This is a genomic window from Hallella mizrahii (assembly GCF_009695775.1).
Taxonomy (GTDB): Bacteria; Bacteroidota; Bacteroidia; order Bacteroidales; family Bacteroidaceae; genus Prevotella; species Prevotella mizrahii.
The window spans coordinates 1-21978 of sequence record NZ_VUNG01000004.1 but is presented as its reverse complement, the minus strand read 5'-3'; the positions used below and the strand labels follow the sequence as shown (position 1 = coordinate 21978).

At 44.7% G+C, this 21978-nt stretch carries 12 protein-coding genes and 3 tRNA genes; 6 read left to right on the top strand and 9 right to left on the bottom strand.

Going from position 1 to position 21978, the window contains the following annotated elements:
- Positions 1–66 precede the first annotated feature (66 nt).
- The 9 genes from FYJ73_RS15840 to rpsA form a co-directional block, all read right to left on the bottom strand.
- Entirely contained in the window at positions 67–1707 is a 1641-nt protein-coding gene (locus FYJ73_RS15840; protein ID WP_235899194.1) for an HU family DNA-binding protein, read from the bottom strand.
- Positions 1704–1985 (bottom strand): HU family DNA-binding protein, encoded by a 282-nt coding sequence (locus FYJ73_RS02695; protein WP_154533181.1) that lies wholly within the window; start codon positions 1983–1985, stop codon positions 1704–1706. Before FYJ73_RS02695 ends, FYJ73_RS15840 begins: the two co-directional genes overlap by 4 nt.
- Complete coding sequence (rimO, locus tag FYJ73_RS02690) at positions 1982–3340, bottom strand: 30S ribosomal protein S12 methylthiotransferase RimO (RefSeq protein WP_154533180.1); 1359 nt, start codon at positions 3338–3340, stop codon at positions 1982–1984. Before rimO ends, FYJ73_RS02695 begins: the two co-directional genes overlap by 4 nt.
- Before the next feature lie 50 nt (positions 3341–3390).
- Positions 3391–4338, bottom strand: coding sequence for a signal recognition particle-docking protein FtsY (gene ftsY, locus FYJ73_RS02685; protein ID WP_154533179.1), 948 nt, complete (start codon positions 4336–4338; stop codon positions 3391–3393).
- Between the two features lie 134 nt (positions 4339–4472).
- A tRNA-Lys gene (locus FYJ73_RS02680) sits at positions 4473–4545 on the bottom strand.
- Between the two features lie 17 nt (positions 4546–4562).
- Positions 4563–4635, bottom strand: a tRNA-Lys gene (locus tag FYJ73_RS02675).
- An 18-nt stretch (positions 4636–4653) separates the two neighbouring features.
- Positions 4654–4726, bottom strand: a tRNA-Lys gene (locus FYJ73_RS02670).
- Positions 4727–4837: 111 nt separating this feature from the next.
- Complete coding sequence (gene rho / locus FYJ73_RS02665) at positions 4838–6865, bottom strand: transcription termination factor Rho (protein ID WP_154533178.1); 2028 nt, start codon at positions 6863–6865, stop codon at positions 4838–4840.
- A gap of 311 nt (positions 6866–7176) precedes the next feature.
- Positions 7177–8967 carry a 30S ribosomal protein S1 gene (gene rpsA, locus FYJ73_RS02660; RefSeq protein WP_154533177.1) on the bottom strand — a complete coding sequence of 597 codons (1791 nt, stop codon included), beginning with the start codon at positions 8965–8967 and terminating at the stop codon, positions 7177–7179.
- A 1142-nt stretch (positions 8968–10109) separates the two neighbouring features.
- Here rpsA and FYJ73_RS02655 point away from each other — a divergent pair.
- From FYJ73_RS02655 to FYJ73_RS02630, 6 genes are all read left to right on the top strand, one after another.
- On the top strand, positions 10110–11315 hold the full coding sequence (locus FYJ73_RS02655; RefSeq protein ID WP_154533176.1) for a pyridoxal phosphate-dependent aminotransferase: 1206 nt from the start codon (positions 10110–10112) through the stop codon (positions 11313–11315).
- A complete protein-coding gene (locus FYJ73_RS02650) occupies positions 11312–12559 on the top strand; it encodes an ABC transporter permease (protein ID WP_154533175.1) in 1248 nt (415 codons plus the stop codon). Before FYJ73_RS02655 ends, FYJ73_RS02650 begins: the two co-directional genes overlap by 4 nt.
- Before the next feature lie 99 nt (positions 12560–12658).
- On the top strand, positions 12659–14326 hold the full coding sequence (locus tag FYJ73_RS02645) for an AMP-binding protein (protein ID WP_154533174.1): 1668 nt from the start codon (positions 12659–12661) through the stop codon (positions 14324–14326).
- A 47-nt stretch (positions 14327–14373) separates the two neighbouring features.
- Entirely contained in the window at positions 14374–16047 is a 1674-nt protein-coding gene (locus tag FYJ73_RS02640; protein ID WP_154533173.1) for an AMP-binding protein, read from the top strand.
- Positions 16048–16050: 3 nt separating this feature from the next.
- Entirely contained in the window at positions 16051–19110 is a 3060-nt protein-coding gene (locus FYJ73_RS02635) for a PD-(D/E)XK nuclease family protein (RefSeq protein WP_235899193.1), read from the top strand.
- Between the two features lie 89 nt (positions 19111–19199).
- On the top strand, positions 19200–21743 hold the full coding sequence (locus FYJ73_RS02630; RefSeq protein ID WP_154533171.1) for an ATP-dependent Clp protease ATP-binding subunit: 2544 nt from the start codon (positions 19200–19202) through the stop codon (positions 21741–21743).
- The last annotated feature ends 235 nt before the right edge of the window (positions 21744–21978 follow it).

Below are 21978 nucleotides of genomic sequence, written 5' to 3'. Positions count from 1 at the left end.
CTTTTCTCGTGGCTCTGTCTTCTGTGAAGTAAGATTATTCTCACTTATTCTTACTTCTTTTTCCAATTATTTTCTCTTTTTGATTTGTAGTTTAGGGATGTTGACGGTTTCTCCAACTTTAAATTCCGTCTTACCGTTGTTGACAGCCTCTATATAGCACTCCATCCCCGGTCCAAGATTGGCACGGCTGATAGAATAGAGAGTCTGTCCGCTCCGCACTTTCACCGTATGGCTGATACCTACGATGCGATAGGCACCAGTTCGGATTCTTACATCTTTGCTATAGGATGTCTGCTCTTTGTCTGACACAGTTTTTGAAGAAGCAGATTCTGATGATTTTTGCTTCAAATTATTTGCATTTGACGTAGATGTCAAAGCATTGCGTCTGCCATTAGCTGACTGGGTGTTGCCGGAAGCCTTAGAGTCTGAGGGCTGTGAAACACTATTGTTGTTTGCACACTTGGTCTCCGTCTTAGTTTCTTTCTGAACATAGTCCATAGCCTTGGCTTCGCCTGTAGTCTGCTTGCCTTTACTTTGTTGACTGACAGTTGATGGTGCAGCATTGAGAGAAGAGTTGTTACCAGCCGAGCTTCTTAGACCATTATTATTGCGATAGGCTAATATTTCCAGCATTTCAATGCGATGATCGCGCTTCTTCAACTGATTGAGTAGAAAATAGCCTCCGCCAAAACATAGCAATACGACAATGACAAAAAAGGAAATCACCCCTTTCATCAGACGATATTGATGACGGAAATTATTTCGCAACTCTTCATTCGCCGCCTGCAATTGATGATTCTCATCCTCGAATTGCTGCCTGATATTGACAGTTGCCGTATGCACTTCTTGTTCTATCTCCGTTGTATGCGCTTCTTGCTCTGTCTCAGCCGTATGCGTTTCTTGCTCACAATCATTAGCTTGTGCTTCCTGTTCGATATCTTTAGGTTCTTGTTCAGCCCCTTTGCTCTTCGGTTCTATTTCCTTTTGTTCCTGATCTATTTCTTTTGTTTTCTGATTGATTTCTTTGGATTCCTGCGTCAGAGATTCCGTCTTAGTTTCCTCTTCTTTGAGAGCTTCTTCTTGTCCATAGGCATTGTCAACTTCTGAAGGAGTCTTGTGGGCAGGAGTATTCTCTTCTACTGATGTTACTTCTGTGAGATGATCATCCTGGAAAGAAACTTCAGATATTTCTTGTGGTTCCTTTTTATCGATCCCCTGGACGACGACTTCTTGTTCATTATCTTGTTTTTCTTCAGGGTAATCTTCCTGTGCTTCTTCTTTTTGCACTTCCTCCTTTTCTTCTTTCTCTTCTTGTTTTTCCTTTTTTTCCTGTGTTTCCTCTTGTTCCTCTTCCTCAAATTTCTTGTCGATGAGGCTAAAGTCTGTGCCATCGTTGACGGCTACCGTCTCGAATTGAGCGAAAGGTCGGTTGACATAATCACGCATATCGCTGTCTGGTGTGAAGCTGATCTTATCTCTGCCATCGATAAGAATCGGTTCACCCGTGTTGACATCGATGCTCTTTCTTGACTGCACGCTGATGACCTTAAAGGTGCCAAGTCCTTTAATTTTCACGATTTTCTCGTTTTGCAGTCCCGTCTGCAGTATACTGAACATTTTCTCGACAAAGTTGTTGGCCTGTTTCTTGTCAAGTTCAAATTTATCTACGAGGTCTTGTGATAAGTCTTTGATGAGCTGTTTGTTCATGATTTTCCTTTCAACGTTTCTTTGATTGCGGAGGTAGGCTTAAAGCTGAGCACCAATTTTGGCGGAACTAACATTCGCTGTCCATTACCTGGATTGACGACAATGCGTTCGAGCCTTTTCTTCACTTCAAAAGAACCGAAATTAGTGATCTGCACACTGTCGCCGTCTCCGAAGGCTTTTTTCATTGCCTCGATGACATTGTTGACCATTTTCTGTGTGTCGGACTGTGTGTAGCCGGTGTCAGCAGCTAAGGTGCTGATGAATTCTTTGTTGTTCATACTTGTCCATATAAATCAAACTCGTCGCTGCCTGTCATTTTCACTTGATAGAAGTTGCCGACACGCAAGTGCTTGTCTTTTACGGGGATGAGTACCTCTGGATCTACTTCCGGAGAACAGAATTCGGTGCGTCCGATGTAATAGTCACCCTCTTTCCGATCTATGATCACGGGGAAAGTCTTACCCACTTTCTCAGCTTCTATCTCTTCGCTGATCTGCTGTTGCAGGGCCATGAGCTTGTCGAGACGCTGTTGCTTCACTTCTTCCGGCACGTCATCGTCATAGTGGAGTGCGGAATAAGTGCCCTCTTCTTCAGAGTAAGCAAAGGCTCCCATACGCTCAAATCGCTGCTCACGCACGAAATCGAGCAGCTCATCAAAGTCTTCTTCTGTTTCACCGGGGAATCCCACCATCAGCGTGGTTCTGATATGAATTCCGGGAACCCGCTCGCGGATTGTACGTAGGAGACTGATGGTGTCTTCTTTGGTTACGTGTCGGTGCATTCTTTCGAGCATATGATCAGAAATATGCTGAAGGGCAATGTCGAGGTAGCGGCAGACGTTTGGCTTCTCCCGCATCACATCCAGCAGCTCCAAGGGAAATTGGTTGGGGTAGGCATAATGTAGCCTTATCCATTTCACACCGGGGATGTCTGCCATACGGCTGATAAGTTCCGCAATCATCGGCTTGTGGTAGAGATCGATGCCATAATAGGTCAGTTCTTGCTCAATAATTTGGAACTCTTTTACGCCTTCTTTGACCAGTTCCTGCACTTCGTTGAGGATGTCGTCTATCGGTCGGGAAACATGCTTGCCGGTGATCAGCGGTATAGCACAGTAAGCACAGTGGCGGTCGCATCCTTCTGCAATCTTGATATAAGCATAGTGATGAGGCGTCGTCAATTTACGGCGGCTGTTGGCGTTGACACGCGATTGGTTGAATGTCTTATTGGATTGTGCTGGTTGCTGCTGGTCGGTCTGTGCGATTTCTTCTTTTTCTGCGGGCCCGAGATCCTGCAACAGTTGACGGTAATCAAACTTACCATAGAATTTATCGACTTCTGGAATCGATTCCTCCAACTCTTTGCGATAACGCTGTGAGAGACAACCCATGACAAAGAGTTTCTTGAGCTTGCCATGCTGCTTGGCATCTACAAACTCCAAGATCGTGTTGATGCTTTCCTCTTTGGCTGCTTCTATAAATCCGCACGTATTGATGACAGCGATGTCTCCGGTAGGGCGCTTGGGGTCGTGCACACAATGATAGCCCTCCTGTTCGAAACGTCGCATAAGTTGTTCAGAGTCTACGAGGTTTTTTGAGCACCCCATAGTTATAAAGTCTATTCTATTTTTCATTTTATATGTGCTGTTGCCATTTTGTGAGTGGTCACAGCTGATTGATCGATTTAAAAGAGGGAGTCTACAAATTCCTTTTTGTTGAAGAGTTGGAGGTCTTCCATCTTCTCTCCGAGGCCGATGTATTTTACGGGTACTTTCAACTGGTCAGAGATGCCGATGACCACGCCACCCTTGGCGGTACCATCAAGTTTGGTGATGGCCAAAGAAGTGATAGAAGTAACCGCTGAGAACTGCTTTGCTTGCTCAAAAGCATTCTGTCCGGTACTGCCGTCAAGCACCAACAGCACCTCGTCGGGCGCAGAGGGTACCACTTTCTTCATGACATCCTTGATCTTCTTCAACTCGTTCATCAGTCCAACCTTGTTGTGCAGGCGACCGGCAGTATCAATGAGTACGACATCGGCGCCGTTGGCTTTTGCGCTTTGCAGCGTATCGAAAGCAACGCTGGCGGGATCTGCTCCCATCTGCTGCTTGATGACGGGCACCCCCACGCGGTCGCCCCAGATCTGTATCTGCTCTACGGCTGCAGCGCGGAAGGTGTCTGCGGCACCAAGATATACTTTTTTCCCTGCTTGCTTGAACTGATAAGCCAGTTTACCTATGGTCGTGGTCTTGCCGACACCGTTGACACCGACCACCAGTATCACGTAGGGTTTGTGATCGCTGGGCAGGTCCCAGTTACTGCTGTCTTTCGTGTTGTTTTCGGTGAGCAGTGAGGCTATTTCTTCTTTCAGGATGGTGTTGAGCTCTGAAGTGGACACATATTTGTCTCTTGCTACTCTTTCCTCAATGCGGTGGATGATCTTCAGTGTGGTATCTACGCCCACATCCGAGGTGATCAAAGCCTCCTCAAGATTGTCGAGCACATCGTCGTCAACCTTGGACTTACCCGCGATGGCACGCGTGATCTTACTAAAGACACTCTGCTTGGTCTTTTCCAGTCCGGCATCAAGCGTCTCTTTTTTCTTTTTATTAAAAAGTCCGAATATTCCCATCGTTTCTATTGCTTATTTCTATTGCAAAGATAGTGTTTTATTTGCAAACTACAAAATATGGCACATTCAAAATAGGGGAGGAAAGAAACAGCATAAACAAAAAGAGCCAAATCTCGTAAGATTTGGCTCTTTTGTGCGCCCTTAGGGACTCGAACCCTAGACCCACTGATTAAGAGTCAGTTGCTCTACCAGCTGAGCTAAGGGCGCTCTGAAAATAAAAGAAGTGCGCCCTTAGGGACTCGAACCCTAGACCCACTGATTAAGAGTCAGTTGCTCTACCAGCTGAGCTAAGGGCGCATTCTCAAGTAAAAGAAGTGCGCCCTTAGGGACTCGAACCCTAGACCCACTGATTAAGAGTCAGTTGCTCTACCAGCTGAGCTAAGGGCGCATTCTTTAAGTGTATTGCAATCCTCAACCGTCTGTTTTGGAATTGCGAGTGCAAAGGTACACTTTTTTTAGGTACCCACCAAACTTTTCGTTATTTTTTTTCTAAATTTCTTCAATCGTTCATGGATGCAAGAAACTCGGCGTTGTCTTTTGTGCGCTCCATTTTGTCATGAATTGTGTTCATGGCTTCCATCGGATTCATGTCGGAGATGAACTTGCGCAAGATCCACATACGCTGCAGCGTAGTCTTGTCTTGCAGCAGATCATCGCGACGGGTGCTGGACGCTACGAGATTGACAGCTGGGAAGATACGCTTGTTGGACAGTGAGCGGTCGAGTTGCAGCTCCATGTTTCCAGTGCCCTTGAACTCCTCAAAGATCACCTCATCCATTTTGCTGCCAGTATCGATAAGTGCAGTGGCGATGATGGTCAGCGAGCCACCGCCTTCGATATTACGAGCAGCACCAAAGAAGCGCTTTGGTTTTTGCAGTGCATTAGCATCGACGCCACCGGTGAGCACCTTGCCGCTGGCAGGAGATACTGTGTTGTAGGCACGGGCCAGTCGGGTGATGGAGTCGAGGAAGATGACTACATCATGACCGCACTCTACCATGCGCTTGGCTTTTTCGAGCACGATACCGGCAATTTTGACGTGGCGCTCTGCAGGCTCATCGAACGTAGATGCGATAACCTCTGCGTTGACAGTGCGGGCCATATCGGTGACCTCCTCAGGGCGCTCGTCGATGAGCAGCATCATCAGATATGCTTCGGGGTGATTAGCTGCGATGGCGTTGGCGATATTCTTCATCAGAATTGTCTTACCAGTCTTGGGCTGGGCAACAATTAGCGCACGCTGTCCTTTACCGATGGGGGAGAAGAGATCGACAATACGGGTAGAGAGATTGGTGGTCTTAGGATCACCGCAAAGCGTGAACTTCTCATCGGGGAAGAGAGGGGTAAGATGTTCAAATGGGATTCGGTCTCTTACTTCTAAAGGATTACGTCCGTTGATAGAGTCAATGGAAGTCAGAGGGAAGTATTTCTCTCCCTCTTTGGGCGGTCTCACGTGACACTGGACGACGTCGCCAGTCTTGAGTCCGTAGTGCTTGACTTGATTGACGGCAACGTAGATGTCATCGGGAGAAGAGAGGTAATTATAGTCGCTTGACCGCAAGAATCCATAACCGTCGGGCATAATTTCCAAGACGCCGTTGGCTGAGATGATGTCGTCAAAGTCGTAATTTCCGCCCGGTTCCTGTTGTTCTTCTTGATAGTCAGAAGCAGGATACTCATTATTATAAGGAGTAGTCGTGGGATTGTCAAACATGTCATAATTGGGTGTTATCCCTTGGTCTTCTATCGGAAGATCTACGACAGGTATGAAATCGGTGCCGTCGCCGGGATCACCTTCCCAAACGCCATCTTCGTCTCCTTCTGAAGCCTCCTGCTGTTTGTTGTGCTCGTTGACTTTTTCCTGTAGTTTTGTGAGGATATTGTGGTCTTGGCCATCGTTTTCTGATAGATTGTTGCCTGTGGCAAATGCCTCCTCTGGCACCATTGCCGTGTTGTCGGTCTGTGGAATTTCAGAGGCGTTGACATCAATCTTTGCCTCATCAGTGCCTTCTGTCATATTTTGGGCAGCAATATCTATCTGCTTTTGCAGTTGGTTGATTTTTTCAATAATCTCCTTTTCTTGCTTGGTCTTGGGTCCACGGTGCTTTGGCAGGGCGTTGAGCTCTTGCTTGAGGTTTTCTACTTGCTGGAATAGAGAACCTTGGTTGTCATTCTGTGTTTGTTGGTTATTGGGCTTATCTTCTTTCTCTGATTTATCCGAAGACAGCGTATTGACATTGTCGGAAAACAAGTTGTTCTCGACTACTTTCTTATTTCTCTTTGTATCGAGGTTTTCTCCATTTTTCCCATTTACAGAATACACGTAATCTGTTTCAGGAGCTGTTATCCTTATGCGTTTTCTCTTTCCTGCAACTGTTGAATGGCTGCTTTCGTCAGCCTGCTTGTCAAGAATGGTATAGACGACATCCTCCTTAGAGGCGTTTTGATCCGGCTCCATACCCAATTGCCGAGCAATATCTTCCAGTTCAGAAGCATTCTTAGCTAATAATTCTTCTTTGCTATACATAGAATATAAAAAATATGCTTGTTGATTTTTACAAGATGTTGCAAGAATAGCAACGTCGGTGTGTTTTAAATCATTGCAAAGGTAATGAAAAATCGACAATTATTAGAATAAACAGAAATGAAATATCCGTATATTAACACTTATTAATTAATACACAGTGGATAGCCATTTACCATGGCACTTATGCTTTATTGATTGAGCATGAAAGAGTATAAAAAAGACTGCAAAACCGAAGTCTTGCAGTCTTTATGAGTAGAAACCCTCTCAATACTAAGTTGATTAGAGAGAGCTGTAATTTTGCAATCTATTGATTACTTGCCGTTCTCGAGATCAGCCTTCAGCTTAGCCAGCACGTCAAGGTCACCCAGACTGGTACCGGCAGCAACATTGTTGATCACCGGAGTATCCTGAGACTTGCGAGCAGCACCGGAGTTGTGGCGGCGAGTTGCCTTAGGCTCGTCCTTGCCCTCCTCGAATGTACGAGAGTGGGAGAGGATGATGCGGCGAGAATCCTTGTTGAACTCGATCACCTTGAACGGAAGAACCTCACCGAGCTTAGCCTGAGAGCCGTCTTCCTTGGTCAGGTGCTTAGGAGTAGCAAAGCCTTCGCCACCCTCTGTCAGGGTGATGACAGCGCCCTTATCCATCATCTCGGTGATCTTGCCCTCGTGGACAGAACCCGGAGTGTAGATCTCCTCATACTTGTCCCAAGGATTCTCCTCGAGCTGCTTGTGACCGAGGCTCAGACGACGGTTCTCCTTGTCAATGTCGAGAACGACAACGTCGATGTCTGCACCAACAGAAGTGAACTCAGAAGGATGCTTCACCTTCTTGGTCCAGCTCAGGTCAGAGATGTGGATCAGACCGTCAACACCTTCCTCGAGCTCTACGAAGATACCGAAGTTAGTGAAGTTGCGAACCTTTGCTGTGTGGCGGCTGCCAACAGGATACTTCTGCTCGATGGTCTCCCAAGGATCCTCCTTGAGCTGCTTGATACCCAGGCTCATCTTGCGCTCCTGGCGGTCGAGAGAGAGGATCACGGCCTCTACCTCGTCACCTACGTGCAGGAACTCCTGAGCAGAGCGGAGGTGCTGGCTCCAAGACATCTCGCTGACGTGGATCAGGCCCTCAACACCGGGCTGGATCTCAACGAATGCACCGTAGTCGGCGATGACGACAACCTTACCCTTGACATGGTCACCCACCTTGAGGTTAGGATCGAGAGAATCCCAAGGATGCGGAGTAAGCTGCTTCAGGCCGAGAGCAATGCGCTTCTTCTCCTCATCGAAGTCGAGGATAACGACATTGATCTTCTGGTCAAGCTGTACAACCTCATGCGGATCGCTGACGCGGCCCCAAGAGAGGTCAGTGATATGCACCAGTCCGTCCACACCGCCGAGGTCGACGAATACACCGTAAGAGGTGATGTTTTTGACAGTACCCTCGAGCACCTGACCCTTCTCCAAGTGAGAGATGATCTCTTTCTTCTGAGCCTCGAGCTCGGCCTCGATGAGTGCTTTGTGCGAAACGACAACGTTGCGGAACTCCTGGTTGATCTTCACCACCTTGAACTCCATGGTCTTGCCCACGAACATGTCGTAGTCGCGTATAGGATGAACGTCAATCTGGCTGCCGGGGAGGAAGGCCTCGATACCGAAGACATCAACGATCATACCGCCCTTAGTACGGCACTTGATATAGCCCTGGATGACCTCGTTGTTGTCCATAGCCTTGTTGATGAGCTCCCAGCTCTTGCTCAGGCGAGCCTTCTTGTGAGAAAGTACCAGCTGACCTTTCTTATCCTCCTGGTCTTCCACATAGACTTCCACCTTGTCGCCAACCTTCAGGTCGGGGTTGTAACGGAACTCGGAAGCGGGGATGATACCATCGCTCTTGTAGCCGATGTTGACGACTACTTCCTTCTTGTCGATGGAGATGACGGTACCTTCTACTACCTCGTGCTCCTGAATCTTGTTGAGGGTCTCATCGTAGGCCTTCTCAAGATCTTGCTTGCTCACGTTGGAGCTGCTGCCGTTCTCAAACTCGTCCCAGTTGAAGTCGGCCAATGGCTGCACGTTCTTGACGTTGTTAAAATCTGACATAAAAAATTTTGTTGTTAATGAATTAATAAAGTTAGACTTTATGTGAATCTATAGGGCGCAGTATACCCACACCCATTCAAATCGGCTGCAAAGATACTGCTTTTTTCCCATATATCATTCACCGGGTCAGTGGGTTATGCTGTATTTATGATATTTTAACGTCGGTAACATTCGATTTCCTTTTTGTGGCTTGGCAGATCCGTCTTTATGCTCTGCATAGTTCGGACAGCTATTCTGAGAGCCTTATAATGGTGGTTTGAATTTGAATGTTGGTACGGATGAAGTTTGCGCTACACTGCTACACCGCTACACCGCTACATAAGGTGCATTCTGATATTCGGTCGTCAAAACGCCGAAAATGAGACTATAGAATGAAAATATATTATATTATTATATATTATAATATTAATTAATATATTAATAATTAATATTTTATATTGTTTGTATGATCTTTCTTTTTATTTTATAATATTGATTTTCCCGACATGCGATAGCTATAAATGTAGCGGTGTAGCGGTGTAGCGATGTAGCCGGTGTAGGGGAGGAAAAGAAAAAGGTTCATCCGACAAATCGTGTCTACACATATCTTCGTAACTTTGAGGCCATAAAGCTTGGTGTGAGTCGGGTGTAATTTAGAAACAGAAAACACCCATGAGCCAATGCTTGGGACATCAAAATGACGGCATAGGTTCGACAAAACTACAGATTCTTATCCAACAGCTTCGTTTTTATAGAAACGAGGTTCTGTCTTAAGACGGTATGAATTATGCAGGTTTGGACTACGGATAGCACGGTTGTATCTATCGCTTCTATATAACTAACCCTGTTATATCAACAACTTGTTATCGCTAAAGGGCGATATGGCAGCTGAATAGTTACTATTACATGTCATTGAAAGATTGATGAATTTTCTTTTTGAAGCTTAGAAACTAGTTTTTATATAATGGTCATTATGATAAATAGACGAAAAAATATCTATAAAAGCAGATTGAGATTTAAAAAATAACACTCAAAGTTGGCTCTATCAAGAAAAATCATTAACTTTGCATTTGCTGATCAATAAAGGCTATAATTTTTTGAGAAGCACTGATTTAAATTATTAGTAAGCAATATTTATTCACGCAATATAAAGTTTTAGAGAAATGCCTGAAATATCAGTCCGTGGACTTGAGATGCCAGAGTCTCCAATTAGGAAATTGGCACCATTGGCAGCTGCAGCCAAACAAAGAGGTATCAAGGTTTACCATTTAAATATCGGACAGCCTGACTTGCCAACGCCACAAGTTGGACTGGATGCTTTAAAACATATCGATCGCAAAATCTTGGAGTATTCACCTTCGCAAGGGTATTTGTCGTATCGGACTAAATTGGTAGATTACTACGCGAAATATAATATTCAGGTTACGCCCGACGATATTATCATCACTTCTGGCGGATCAGAAGCTGTGCTTTTCGCTTTTATGAGTTGTTTGAATCCTGGCGACGAGATCATTGTACCTGAGCCAGCTTACGCAAACTATATGGCTTTTGCTATCTCTGCAGGAGCCAAGATTCGCACGATCGCAACGACTATCGAGGAAGGATTCTCTCTCCCTAAGGTTGAAAAATTTGAAGAATTGATCAATGACCGGACACGCGCCATCATGATCTGCAACCCCAACAATCCTACCGGTTATCTTTATACACGGCGTGAGATGAATCAGATACGTGATTTGGTGAAGAAATACGATCTTTATCTCTTCTCTGACGAGGTATATCGGGAATATATCTACACGGGGAGTCCGTATATCAGTGCCATGCATCTGAAAGGTATCGAACAGAACGTTATATTAATAGATTCTGTATCAAAGCGTTACAGCGAATGCGGTATTCGTATCGGAGCACTCATTACCAAAAATGCGGAAGTTAGGAAGGCTGTTATGAAGTTTTGTCAGGCACGTTTGTCTCCTCCTTTGATTGGTCAGATTGTGGCAGAAGCTTCGCTTGATGCGCCAGAATCATATTATCGTGATGTTTACGACGAATATGTAGAGCGACGTAAATGCCTGATAGATGGTCTTAACCGCATTCCGGGTGTATACTCCCCTATTCCTATGGGTGCTTTCTATACTGTAGCTCAACTGCCAGTTGATGACTCAGAAAAATTCTGTCGCTGGTGTCTGGAGACCTTCAATTACGAAGGTGAAACTGTGATGCTGGCACCTGCTGCCGGATTCTATACGACTCCTGGCGCGGGCATCAATCAGGTGCGCATTGCCTATGTGCTGAAAAAAGAAGATTTGGAACGTGCTCTTGTTGTTCTAAGCAAGGCATTGGAAGCATACCCTGGAAGAACCGAACTGCGATGAGTTTTCCTTTGTTCATAGCCCGGCGTATCTATCGTACACCGAGAGATAAGAAAAGAGTGTCACGACCAGCAATAACGATAGCCACAGCCGGCATCGCTATCGGTTTGGCAGTGATGATAGCATCGGTGTGCATTGTCATCGGCTTCAAGCATTCTATCCGAGATAAAGTGATTGGTTTTGGCTCACATATCCAAGTTACCAATTTCATGAATCAGATGGATGGTGATCAGAGTCCTGTTGCTGTGGGCGACTCCATGATGAATGTCATAAAGCATATTTCTGGTGTTAAACATGCAGAGCGATTCGCATATAAACAAGGTGTGCTGAAAACGGACAACGATTTCCTTGGCGTCATGTTTGAAGGATTAGGACAAGAGTTTGACTCAACGTTCTTTCATCAGCATTTAGTAGCCGGTTCCCTGCCCCACTTCTCTGATAGTCAGGCATCGAATGAATTGGCCATTTCGCAGGCCATGGCTGACAAGCTCAGATTGAGAACTGGTGACCGGGTATTTGCTTACTTCATTGATAACAATGGAGTTAGAATGCGAAGATTCAAAATCACCGGCATCTATCAGACCAATTTGAGTCAGTACGACAATCTGATGTGCTTAACAGATCTATACACAACCATAAAGCTTAATGGTTGGAAAGAAGATCAAGCGACAGGAATTGCCGTAACAGTGAATGATTTCAACAAGGTAGATCAAGTGGATCAGTACTTTGTCAGCAAGATCAATAAGCATACTGATCACTACGGGCAGACTTATGTTGCTCAAACCATCAGAGAGCTTAACCCTCAAATATTCTCTTGGTTGGATCTTTTGGATGTAAACGTCTATATCATTCTGCTGCTGATGATGGCCGTGGCTACTGTGACGATGATTTCCGGTCTGCTCATTATCATATTGGAGCGTACTACGATGATCGGTACACTCAAGAGTTTGGGTGCGCGGAACAAGACGATACGCCATATCTTCCTATGGTTTGCCGTGTTTATCATTGGTAAGGGCTTGCTCATTGGCAACTTGGTGGGTATAGGACTTTGCCTGATTCAAAAATACTTTGGTATAGTCAGGTTGGATCCGGCAACTTATTATGTTAATACGGTACCAATAGAGTTGAATGTGCCTCTGATCGTCTTGCTAAACATCGCTACGCTCTTCATCAGTGTATTCGTGCTGATAGCTCCAAGTTATTTAGTTTCGCATATACACCCTGCAAAGACTATGAAATATGAGTAAAGTTTAGAAAAATGATAGATTAGGAGAAATTAATGCACATATTTTTTGGAATTGTGCATTATAGGTTGTACCTTTGCACAAAATTTTGAAGATTGTGCAATGGAAAATAAATATAGTTTCAACTCTCTGATAGAGCAGACTATCAAAAGCAATTGGGATAAAGATGCGCTCACCGATTATAAAGGAGCCACACTCCAATACCATGATGTAGCCCGCAAAATTGAGAAGCTGCACATTGTATTTGACGAATGTGGCATCAAAGCTGGTGACAAGATCGCGCTTTGTGGCAGAAACAGTTCGGCGTGGGCTTGCGTATTCCTCGCAGCATTGACCTATGGTGTGATAGCTGTTCCTATACAGCATGAGTTCAAGTCTGAACAAGTCTATAACATTGTCAATCATTCTGATTCGCGTCTGCTCTTTGTAGGCGATGTAGTGGCGACAGAGTTGGATTATTCAATGATGCCTAATCTTGAAGGTGTTGTGTATATGCCCGACAACTCCTTGCTGACATGCCGTTCTGAGCATTTGAGCCATGCCATGGAGCATCTCAATGAGTTGTATGGTCGCAAATATCCTAAATTTTTCCGTAAGGAACATGTTCATTATCATGACGATATGCCCGAAGAAACCGCTATGATCAATTACACCAGCGGCACAACGGGCTTCTCTAAAGGAGTGATGTTACCATATCGTTCGCTATGGAGTAATCTCAATTTCCTGACACGGGCTATTGGCAGCAAAATGAAGCCAGACAGCGAAGTGTTGTCTATTTTGCCGATGGCGCACATGTATGGGCTGTCGTGCGAATTCCTTTTGCAGTTCTGTCTAGGCAATCATCTCTATTTCTTGACTCGATTACCCAGCCCCACTGTCATTCAGCAGGCATTCATGGATATTCATCCCGACTTGATCGTTTCAGTGCCGTTGATCTTGGAAAAGATCATTCGCAAGAAAGTGATGCCTGCACTTGACAGTACTCGGGTTGCCATATTGATGAAGCTTCCAGGCGTAAACAAATTGGTCAAGGAGCGTGTAGAACAAATGGTGATGAACATCATGGGCGGAAAGACCTACGAGATTATTATCGGTGGTGCCAGTTTGAGCAAGGAAGTGGAAAACTTCCTTACTTCAATTCATTTCCCTATTACGCTCGGTTATGGCACCACAGAGACCGGTCCCATGATCACTTACTCAGATTGGCATGACTTTACACCGGGATCTTGCGGCACTTGTGTTGATCATATGGAAATCAAGATACTCAGTGAAGATCCTCTGAACGTGCCAGGCGAAATTCTTACCCGGGGCATGAACGTGATGACCGGATATTATAAGAATCCAAAAGCCACGAAGGCAGTTATTGATGATGAAGGCTGGTTTCATACTGGCGATTTGGGCACGATGTCAGAAGATGGACATTTATTTATCAAAGGGCGCATCAAAAACATGCTTCTTGGATCAAACGGACAGAACGTCTATCCTGAAGAGATTGAAGATAAGCTGAATGCTATGGCCATGGTCAATGAAAGTCTGATCATTCAGCACGGGGAAGAACTCGTGGGACTGGTGCATCCCGATATGGACGAAGTACAATCTATGGGATTTTCAGAATCGGACTTAAACAACATCATGGAGCAAAACCGCAAGGAACTCAACGCACAGTTGCCTTCTTTCTGCAAGATCAGCAAGATCAAACTGTATCCCGATGAATTTGAGAAGACTCCCAAGAAATCCATCAAGCGTTATCTCTATAAAGACGTTTATTGATCATTAACATACAAAAAAATTAAAGAATACATTATTTATCTAAAGATATGACAGGCTCTATTCCCAGCTTCAATCAGATGATTCAGAAAAGCATCGTAGACCATTGGGATCTCGACTCGCTGACTGACTTTAAAGGCGCAACATTGCAGTATCACGATGTTGCCCGCAAGATAGAAAAGCTTCATATCATGTTTGAAAGTTCCGGTGTCAAGCAGGGTGACAAGATTGCACTTTGCGGCCGAAACAGTGCTGCTTGGGCAGCAGCTTTTCTTGCCGTGCTTACCTATGGTGCTATTGCTGTCCCCATTTTGCATGAGTTTACAGCAGAACAGATCCATAACATCGTCAACCACTCCGATGCAAAAATTTTATTTGTGGGAGATGTGGTAGCTACCCAGATCGATGCTACGAAGATGCCTTCACTGGAAGGAATCATCTACATCCCAGACTATTCGCTTGTACTCTCACGTACAGACAAACTGACTTATGCACGTGAGCATCTCAACGAGATCTTCGGACAGAAATATCCTAAGTATTTCCGCAAGGAGCATGTCCACTATTATATGGAACAGTCTCCCGATGAATTGGCCGTAATCAACTACACAAGTGGTACTACCGGGTTCTCAAAAGGTGTCATGATTCCCTATCGGGCTCTGTGGAGCAATATCGACTTTGCCTATTCCGTGTTAGGAGATATTGTAAAGAAAGGCAATAGCGTGATTAGCATTCTGCCGATGGCTCACATGTATGGGATGTCCTTTGAATTTCTTTTCGAATTCATTGCGGGCTGTCATGTTTTCTATCTGACCCGTATTCCTTCTCCTGCAATTATCGCACAAGCTTTTTCTGAGATTAAGCCTAAGATAATCATCTCTGTGCCACTGATCATAGAGAAAATTATCAAGAAGAAAGTGTTCCCAAAGATTCAGGATCCTAAGCTCCGTCTGTTGATGAAAATGCCGGGTATTAACAAACGTGTCTATGAAAAGATCTGTGACCAGGTGACAAAAGCTTTTGGCGGAGAGTTTTATGAAGTGATTATTGGTGGAGCCGCTTTTAGCCAAGAAGTGGAGAAGTTTCTGCATCGCATAGGATTCCATTATACTGTGGGCTATGGTGCTACAGAATGTGCCCCCATCATTTGCTATGCTGACTACAAGACTTACGTCCCAGGCTCTTGCGGACGTGCGGCCAAGAACATGCAAGTGAAAGTAGTGAGTAAGGATCCGGCCAATATCCCAGGCGAGATTTTGGCAAAAGGACCAAATGTGATGTTGGGCTATTATAAAAATGAAGAGGCTACAAAAGCCAGCATCGATACAGACGGATGGTTCCATACCGGTGATTTAGGTTTGATGGATGCAGATGGAAATGTCTTTATTAAAGGACGTTCAAAAAACATGTTGTTGGGATCCAACGGTCAAAACATCTACCCTGAGGAGATTGAAGATAAGCTCAACTCGATGTCCATGGTATTGGAGAGCGTAGTCATCCAGGAGGGCAACCAACTCGTGGGACTGGTCTACCCTGACTTGGATGCTGCAAAGCAGATAGGGTTCAGCAATTCAGATCTCAACACGATCATGGAGCAAAATCGAAAGCAACTCAATGCAGAGCTGCCCGCTTACTGTCATCTGTCTGAGATCAGACTCCACGACAGCGAGTTTGAGAAGACACCAAAGCGTTCAATAAAACGTTTCCTCTACACTAAAAATAATTAGTATTTGCATAAGGTAGTCTTTCACCGAAGGCTACCTTATATTTTTTTACTCGCCACCAAACATTCTTTAGCAATTATGTCTCATCTGAGCGATATCCATAAATCTGACACTTCCTTTTTGCATTTTGTAGCAAAAGACGTCTTGGCAAAACATGGACAAAGCCTTGACAAGGTAGCCATCGTCTTTCCAAATAAGCGCGCCTCGATTTTTTTCAATCGAGAATTATTTCAAGAAGTTGGTCATGCATTGTGGAGTCCTAAATATATTACAATCAGCGAATTATTTCGCGAACATAGTGAGTTGTTGGTTCCAGACCCCATTACGCTCGTTTTCCAGGTTTACAACGTTTTCTGCGATATTACAGGTTCTGACGAAACACTCGACCATTTTTATTCTTGGGGGCAGCTGATGTTATCAGATTTTGATGATATCGACAAAAACGAAGTAGATCCCGACAAACTCTTCATTGACTTGCAAGCTTGGGAAGAGATGAATGATTTCAGTTTCCTGACAGAGACCCAAAGACAGAGCTTGGAAGTGTTCTTTCACACGATGATGCAAGATTCTCTTTTGCAGCGTCGCTTCAAAAACATTTGGGAACATCTCGGCAGTATCTATCACGAGCTTCATCAGAGGCTGAAGAAGCAGGGACTGGCTTATGAGGGTATGCTCTATCGGGAAGTGATCGAACAGAAATACATAGATTTTCAATATGAGACTTATATCTTTGTGGGCTTCAACCTCTTGCAAAAGGTAGAGCAAGACCTTTTCAGAAGACTGAAAATGGAAGGTAAGGCAGAATTCTACTGGGACTACGATGTCAATTACATCAACGAGGATGCTGGAAAGTATATCAAACAGTATCTTGATATGTTTCCCAATCAACTCAATAAGAGTTTAGCCAGCATCGGTATCAATTCTACTGAAGTCTTCGACAATATGAAAACGCACAAGGTTGTCAGTCTGATATCTGCACCAACAGAAGAAATACAAGCTCGATATGTTGGCCAATGGCTTGCTAATAACGGCCGTATTGATGATGGCAACCGCACGGCTGTCGTCATGGCAGATGAGAATCTTTTGCCATCAGTGATTCATAGTTTGCCCTGCAATATTAAAAATGTAAATGTCACAACAGGCTTTCCACTGAATGCCTCAGAGGTCAGCGTTTGGGTCGATGCACTTATAGCTTTACAACTGAAAGGATTGACCAGCGATCGCAAACACTTCCAGCTGCAATACATCAATAGGGTGTTGCTGCATCCTTATGCTCAATATCTTTCTGATGACTGCAAAACTTTAGCATCGCAGTTGAATGGCAATCACCGATATTATCCAACTATAAAGGAACTGACAGATGGATATGACGAAAATTTGTCTTTGCTTTTTCAGCCCTTAGAGGAAAGAAACGGAATACTGCCCCTGATGTCCTGGATGACTGACTTGCTTAAAATCATAGGACAGAACACACGCAGTATTAATGATCCCCTACTCCATCAGTCCATATTTTCAATGTATACATTGTTGAACCGGCTAGATGAAATCATGTCAGTCTATATTCATAAGTCTGACAGTCAGACTCATAGACATGTTGATGAAAAAAATGGAAAGCAGCTGGTAAGCGTTTACGTTCTTCAGCGGCTGATGTCGCAACTGATCCAATCGACAGCCATTCCTTTTCATGGAGAACCTGCTATTGGCATTCAGGTCATGGGTGTTCTGGAAACGAGAAACCTTGACTTTGACCACGTGATTTTGCTGTCATGTAATGAGGGTAAACTGCCAAAGAATATCAATGATGCTTCCTTCATTCCTCATTCCATCCGTGTTGGCTATGGCTTGACCACGGTTGAAAACAAAGTGGCTATCTTTGCTTATTATTTCCAGTCTCTGATACAAAGAGCGCAGGATGTCACCTTGTTATATAATAATGCAACAGATGACGGGCAGAAAGGAGAAATGAGCCGGTTTATGTTGAAACTCATGGTCGACAGTTATGGTTCTCAGCATATTGGACGCTACACTTTGACCGCAGGACAAAATCAGAGTCCCCGACAGTGCATGGCAAAGCATAAGACACCGGAGGTGATGAACGTACTTCATGCCATGAAGAGCATTTCTCCATCCGCCTTAGACAAATATATGAGATGCCCATTGAAGTTTTACTATCATGTCATCTGCCAACTGCAAGAACAGGAAGAAGATAATATTGACGAGATTGACAATACGATGTTTGGCGACTTGTTTCATCACAGTGCGGAGCTGATCTACCGTCAGTTCAGTGAGCAACAGCCCACTATTACTAAGGAGAAGATTCAAGCGGCACTTAAGGATGCGGGCTTTTTAGACCATATCATAGACCAGGCCTTCCGTGATATACTCTTTCACGCCAAAGAGAATCAGTTCATTCCTCAATACAATGGATTGCAGATGCTCAATAAAAATGTGATTAAGCTTTATCTGCAACGGCTTTTGCGTTTGGATGCCGCTTGTGCTCCGTTTGACATTTTGGCATTGGAAGAAAACTTTTATGACAAAGTGTCCTTTGATGTCAACGGGCAGCAATATAGCTTACATATCGGGGGAAAGGTAGATCGCATCGACAGAATCAATCAGGGAGGAAAGTGGGTCGTCAGAATTGTGGACTACAAGACTGGTAAACCTTTAACCTCGCTGCCCGCCTGTGTCAAGGATATCTTCAATACAGACAATATAGAGAATAAACACTCCACTTATTATTTGCAATCAATGCTATATGCAGGCGTTGTAAAATATGGTGTCAACTCTTATAAAAAGGTTGGGAAAATGACACAGCAAGCCGTTGCTCCAGCGTTACTCTTCATCCGTCAGGCATCAGCAGAAAACTACAATCCTATATTGACGTTTTCCATTGGACGTGGACAGCGCGAGATCATTGACGACATTAGCGTGATGTGGCCAGAGTTCTCTGACCTTGTGAAGCAACTGCTGGCGGAGATCTTTAATCCGCTGATTGATTTCACGCCAACCAGCCACACAAAGCGATGCGATAATTGCCCTTATAGTCTGATTTGCCATGAATAAGTTTTTTTTTGGCATAGTCCTTGCAGTTTAGAGCAAAAAGAAGTATATTTGCATCGTATCTAACAGAAAAAGAAAGGTAAAAAGGAAATATGACCAGTCAGTTTTCACCCAAAGTTTCACAGGTTCTGGCTTTTAGCCAGGAAGAGGCGACGCGCCTGGCCAGCACTTCGGTGGGTCCGGAACACATTCTCTTGGGAATTCTCCGGGAGAAAGAAGATATCGTCATCGATTTGCTTAACAGATTGAATGTTGACATATCCAGAGTCAAAGAGGAATTGGAGCAAAGAGTAAGAACAAATGCGGTATCAAGCGCTACCAACCCTAATGTTGTCAATGATATAGTACTCAACGAACAGGCCAGCAATATTTTACGGCTGGCAGTTTTGGAGGCTCGTATTCAGCACACGTCCATCGTGGATACCCAACATGTGCTTTTGGCCATTCTTCATGACCAAATCGACAATGGGGCAAAGATAGTTCTCGAAGCTCATCACGTAGACTATGACCAAGTTGCCAAATTACTACAGAAAAAGCCTTCAACCGATGGAATAGGACTTCCTGATGAAGATGAGGAAGATTTTGAAGAGGGTGACAATATAAAAGGTAGTCACATGAAGTCAACGCAAACCGATGTTGCACAGCATGGTAATGGCAAGACTCCTGTATTGGACAACTTCTCTACAGATCTCACTCGTGCTGCCGCCGAAGGTAAGCTTGATCCCGTCGTAGGCAGAGAGAAGGAAATACAGCGTGTCACAGAAATTCTATGTCGTCGCAAGAAAAACAATCCTATACTCATTGGTGAGCCGGGAGTGGGCAAAAGTGCCATTGTTGAGGGATTGGCACAGCAAATCGTGATGCACCATACATCACCTGTGCTTTTCAACCGGCGGTTGGTTAGTCTGGACATGACTGGAATCGTTGCCGGAACCAAATATCGTGGACAATTTGAAGAGCGTATTCGCGCGCTGATCAAAGAGTTGGAGCAGAATCCCAATATCATTGTGTTTATTGACGAGATTCATACGATTATCGGAGCTGGATCTTCTCCTGGTACTATGGATGCTGCCAATATCATGAAGCCAGCCTTGGCTCGTGGCACGATCCAGTGTATAGGTGCTACTACGCTTGACGAATTCCGTAAGACAATCGAAAAGGATGGCGCCTTGGAGCGGAGATTCCAAAAGGTACTGGTAGAACCAACTACTGCCGACCAGACGCTACAGATACTCCATAACATCAAAGACCGATATGAGGAGCATCATCATGTAACCTACACCGATGAGGCTCTGCAATCATGTGTGAGTCTGACCGGGCGCTATATTACAGACCGTGAATTCCCAGATAAGGCGATCGACGCACTTGATGAAGTAGGTGCTCACATACGTTTGCTGCATGCTCAAGTTCCACCTGAGATCACAGAGAAGGAGAAAGAAATCAGCGAGGTCAAAGACAAGAAGGAGCAGGCTGTCAAAAGTCAGAATTACGAGTTGGCTACTGTCTACCGCGATCGTCAGACCCATCTTGAACAAGAACTTCATGAGTTGCAGCAGTCTTGGCAAAATGGTGATGCCGAGTCTCGTCAGATTGTAACGGACAAAGATGTAGCCGGCGTGGTGTCAAGAATGAGTGGTGTGCCTGTGCAGTGCATGGAGAAAGGCGAGTCCGTAAGACTCAGAGATATGGGTCAGGAGCTGAAAAAACGTGTGATTGGACAGGACGGAGCAATAGAGAAGCTCGTGAAGGCCATCCAGCGCAACAGAGTAGGACTCAAAGATCCCAACCACCCTATTGGAGCCTTTATGTTCTTGGGTCCAACGGGAGTCGGTAAAACCTATTTGGCAAAGTGCTTGGCTGAAAACATGTTCGGGTCAAAGGATTCGATCATTCGTATAGATATGAGCGAATACACCGAGAGCTTTAATGTATCCCGACTCATCGGTGCGCCTCCAGGATATGTAGGCTATGAGGAAGGTGGACAGCTGACGGAGCAAGTGCGTCGTCATCCCTACTCCATCGTTTTGCTTGACGAGATAGAGAAAGCTCATGGCAATGTCTTCAATCTGATGCTGCAAGTGCTCGACGAAGGAAGGCTCACAGATGGCAACGGGCGGACGGTAGACTTCCGCAATACGGTGATCATCATGACTTCTAATGCTGGTACACGTCAGTTGAAAGAGTTTAGTCATGGTGTGGGTTTCAATGCCGGTGGAATCTCCAATATGGGCAATCTGAGCGACAAAGATAAGGAATATGCCCGCTCTGTAATCCAAAAGAGTCTGAGCAAGCAATTCTCACCGGAGTTTCTCAATCGTCTTGATGATATTATCACCTTTGACCAACTCGATTTGGATTCCATCAAGAAAATCATCGACATTGAGCTCACTGGGCTTTATAAGCGCATTGAAGAGAAGGGCTTGATGATTCAGCTTACAAATGCCGCAAAGGAATTCGTAGCTTCTAAAGGCTATGATATCCAGTTCGGCGCACGCCCCTTGAAACGGGCCATTCAGACATACGTTGAAGATGGCTTGTGCGAGTTGATTCTCTCTGGAGATGTTAAGAAAGGTGACACCATCAACATCGATAAGAAAGAAGAGAAAAACGAGCTGTCGTTTGAAAAGGTGTCGTAGGAAAGAGAGTTATAAAGATTTCTTTATCATATATTTATTAAAGAAGTCTCCATTTGAGACACTATACAACTTGGCCCTTGTTTTGCCGCTTTTGGCTTAACAGGGGCTTTCCTGTTTTCCTATTTTGCGCCACCCAAGACCGATTTTATGGTCAGTTAGATACAGTTCTCTCAAGACGCGTTATTTTTTAGCGTCATTTTGCAACACAATGTCGTATAATTCCTTTTGTTTGCTG

Excerpts from the sequence above, each read along its gene's own strand:
- FYJ73_RS15840 (WP_235899194.1), bottom strand. The coding sequence starts at position 1,707 with ATGAACAAACAGCTCATCAAAGACTTATCACAAGACCTCGTAGATAAA.
- FYJ73_RS02695 (WP_154533181.1), bottom strand. The coding sequence starts at position 1,985 with ATGAACAACAAAGAATTCATCAGCACCTTAGCTGCTGACACCGGCTAC.
- rimO (WP_154533180.1), bottom strand. The coding sequence starts at position 3,340 with ATGAAAAATAGAATAGACTTTATAACTATGGGGTGCTCAAAAAACCTC.
- ftsY (WP_154533179.1), bottom strand. The coding sequence starts at position 4,338 with ATGGGAATATTCGGACTTTTTAATAAAAAGAAAAAAGAGACGCTTGAT.
- rho (WP_154533178.1), bottom strand. The coding sequence starts at position 6,865 with ATGTATAGCAAAGAAGAATTATTAGCTAAGAATGCTTCTGAACTGGAA.
- rpsA (WP_154533177.1), bottom strand. The coding sequence starts at position 8,967 with ATGTCAGATTTTAACAACGTCAAGAACGTGCAGCCATTGGCCGACTTC.
- FYJ73_RS02655 (WP_154533176.1), top strand. The coding sequence starts at position 10,110 with ATGCCTGAAATATCAGTCCGTGGACTTGAGATGCCAGAGTCTCCAATT.
- FYJ73_RS02650 (WP_154533175.1), top strand. The coding sequence starts at position 11,312 with ATGAGTTTTCCTTTGTTCATAGCCCGGCGTATCTATCGTACACCGAGA.
- FYJ73_RS02645 (WP_154533174.1), top strand. The coding sequence starts at position 12,659 with ATGGAAAATAAATATAGTTTCAACTCTCTGATAGAGCAGACTATCAAA.
- FYJ73_RS02640 (WP_154533173.1), top strand. The coding sequence starts at position 14,374 with ATGACAGGCTCTATTCCCAGCTTCAATCAGATGATTCAGAAAAGCATC.
- FYJ73_RS02630 (WP_154533171.1), top strand. The coding sequence starts at position 19,200 with ATGACCAGTCAGTTTTCACCCAAAGTTTCACAGGTTCTGGCTTTTAGC.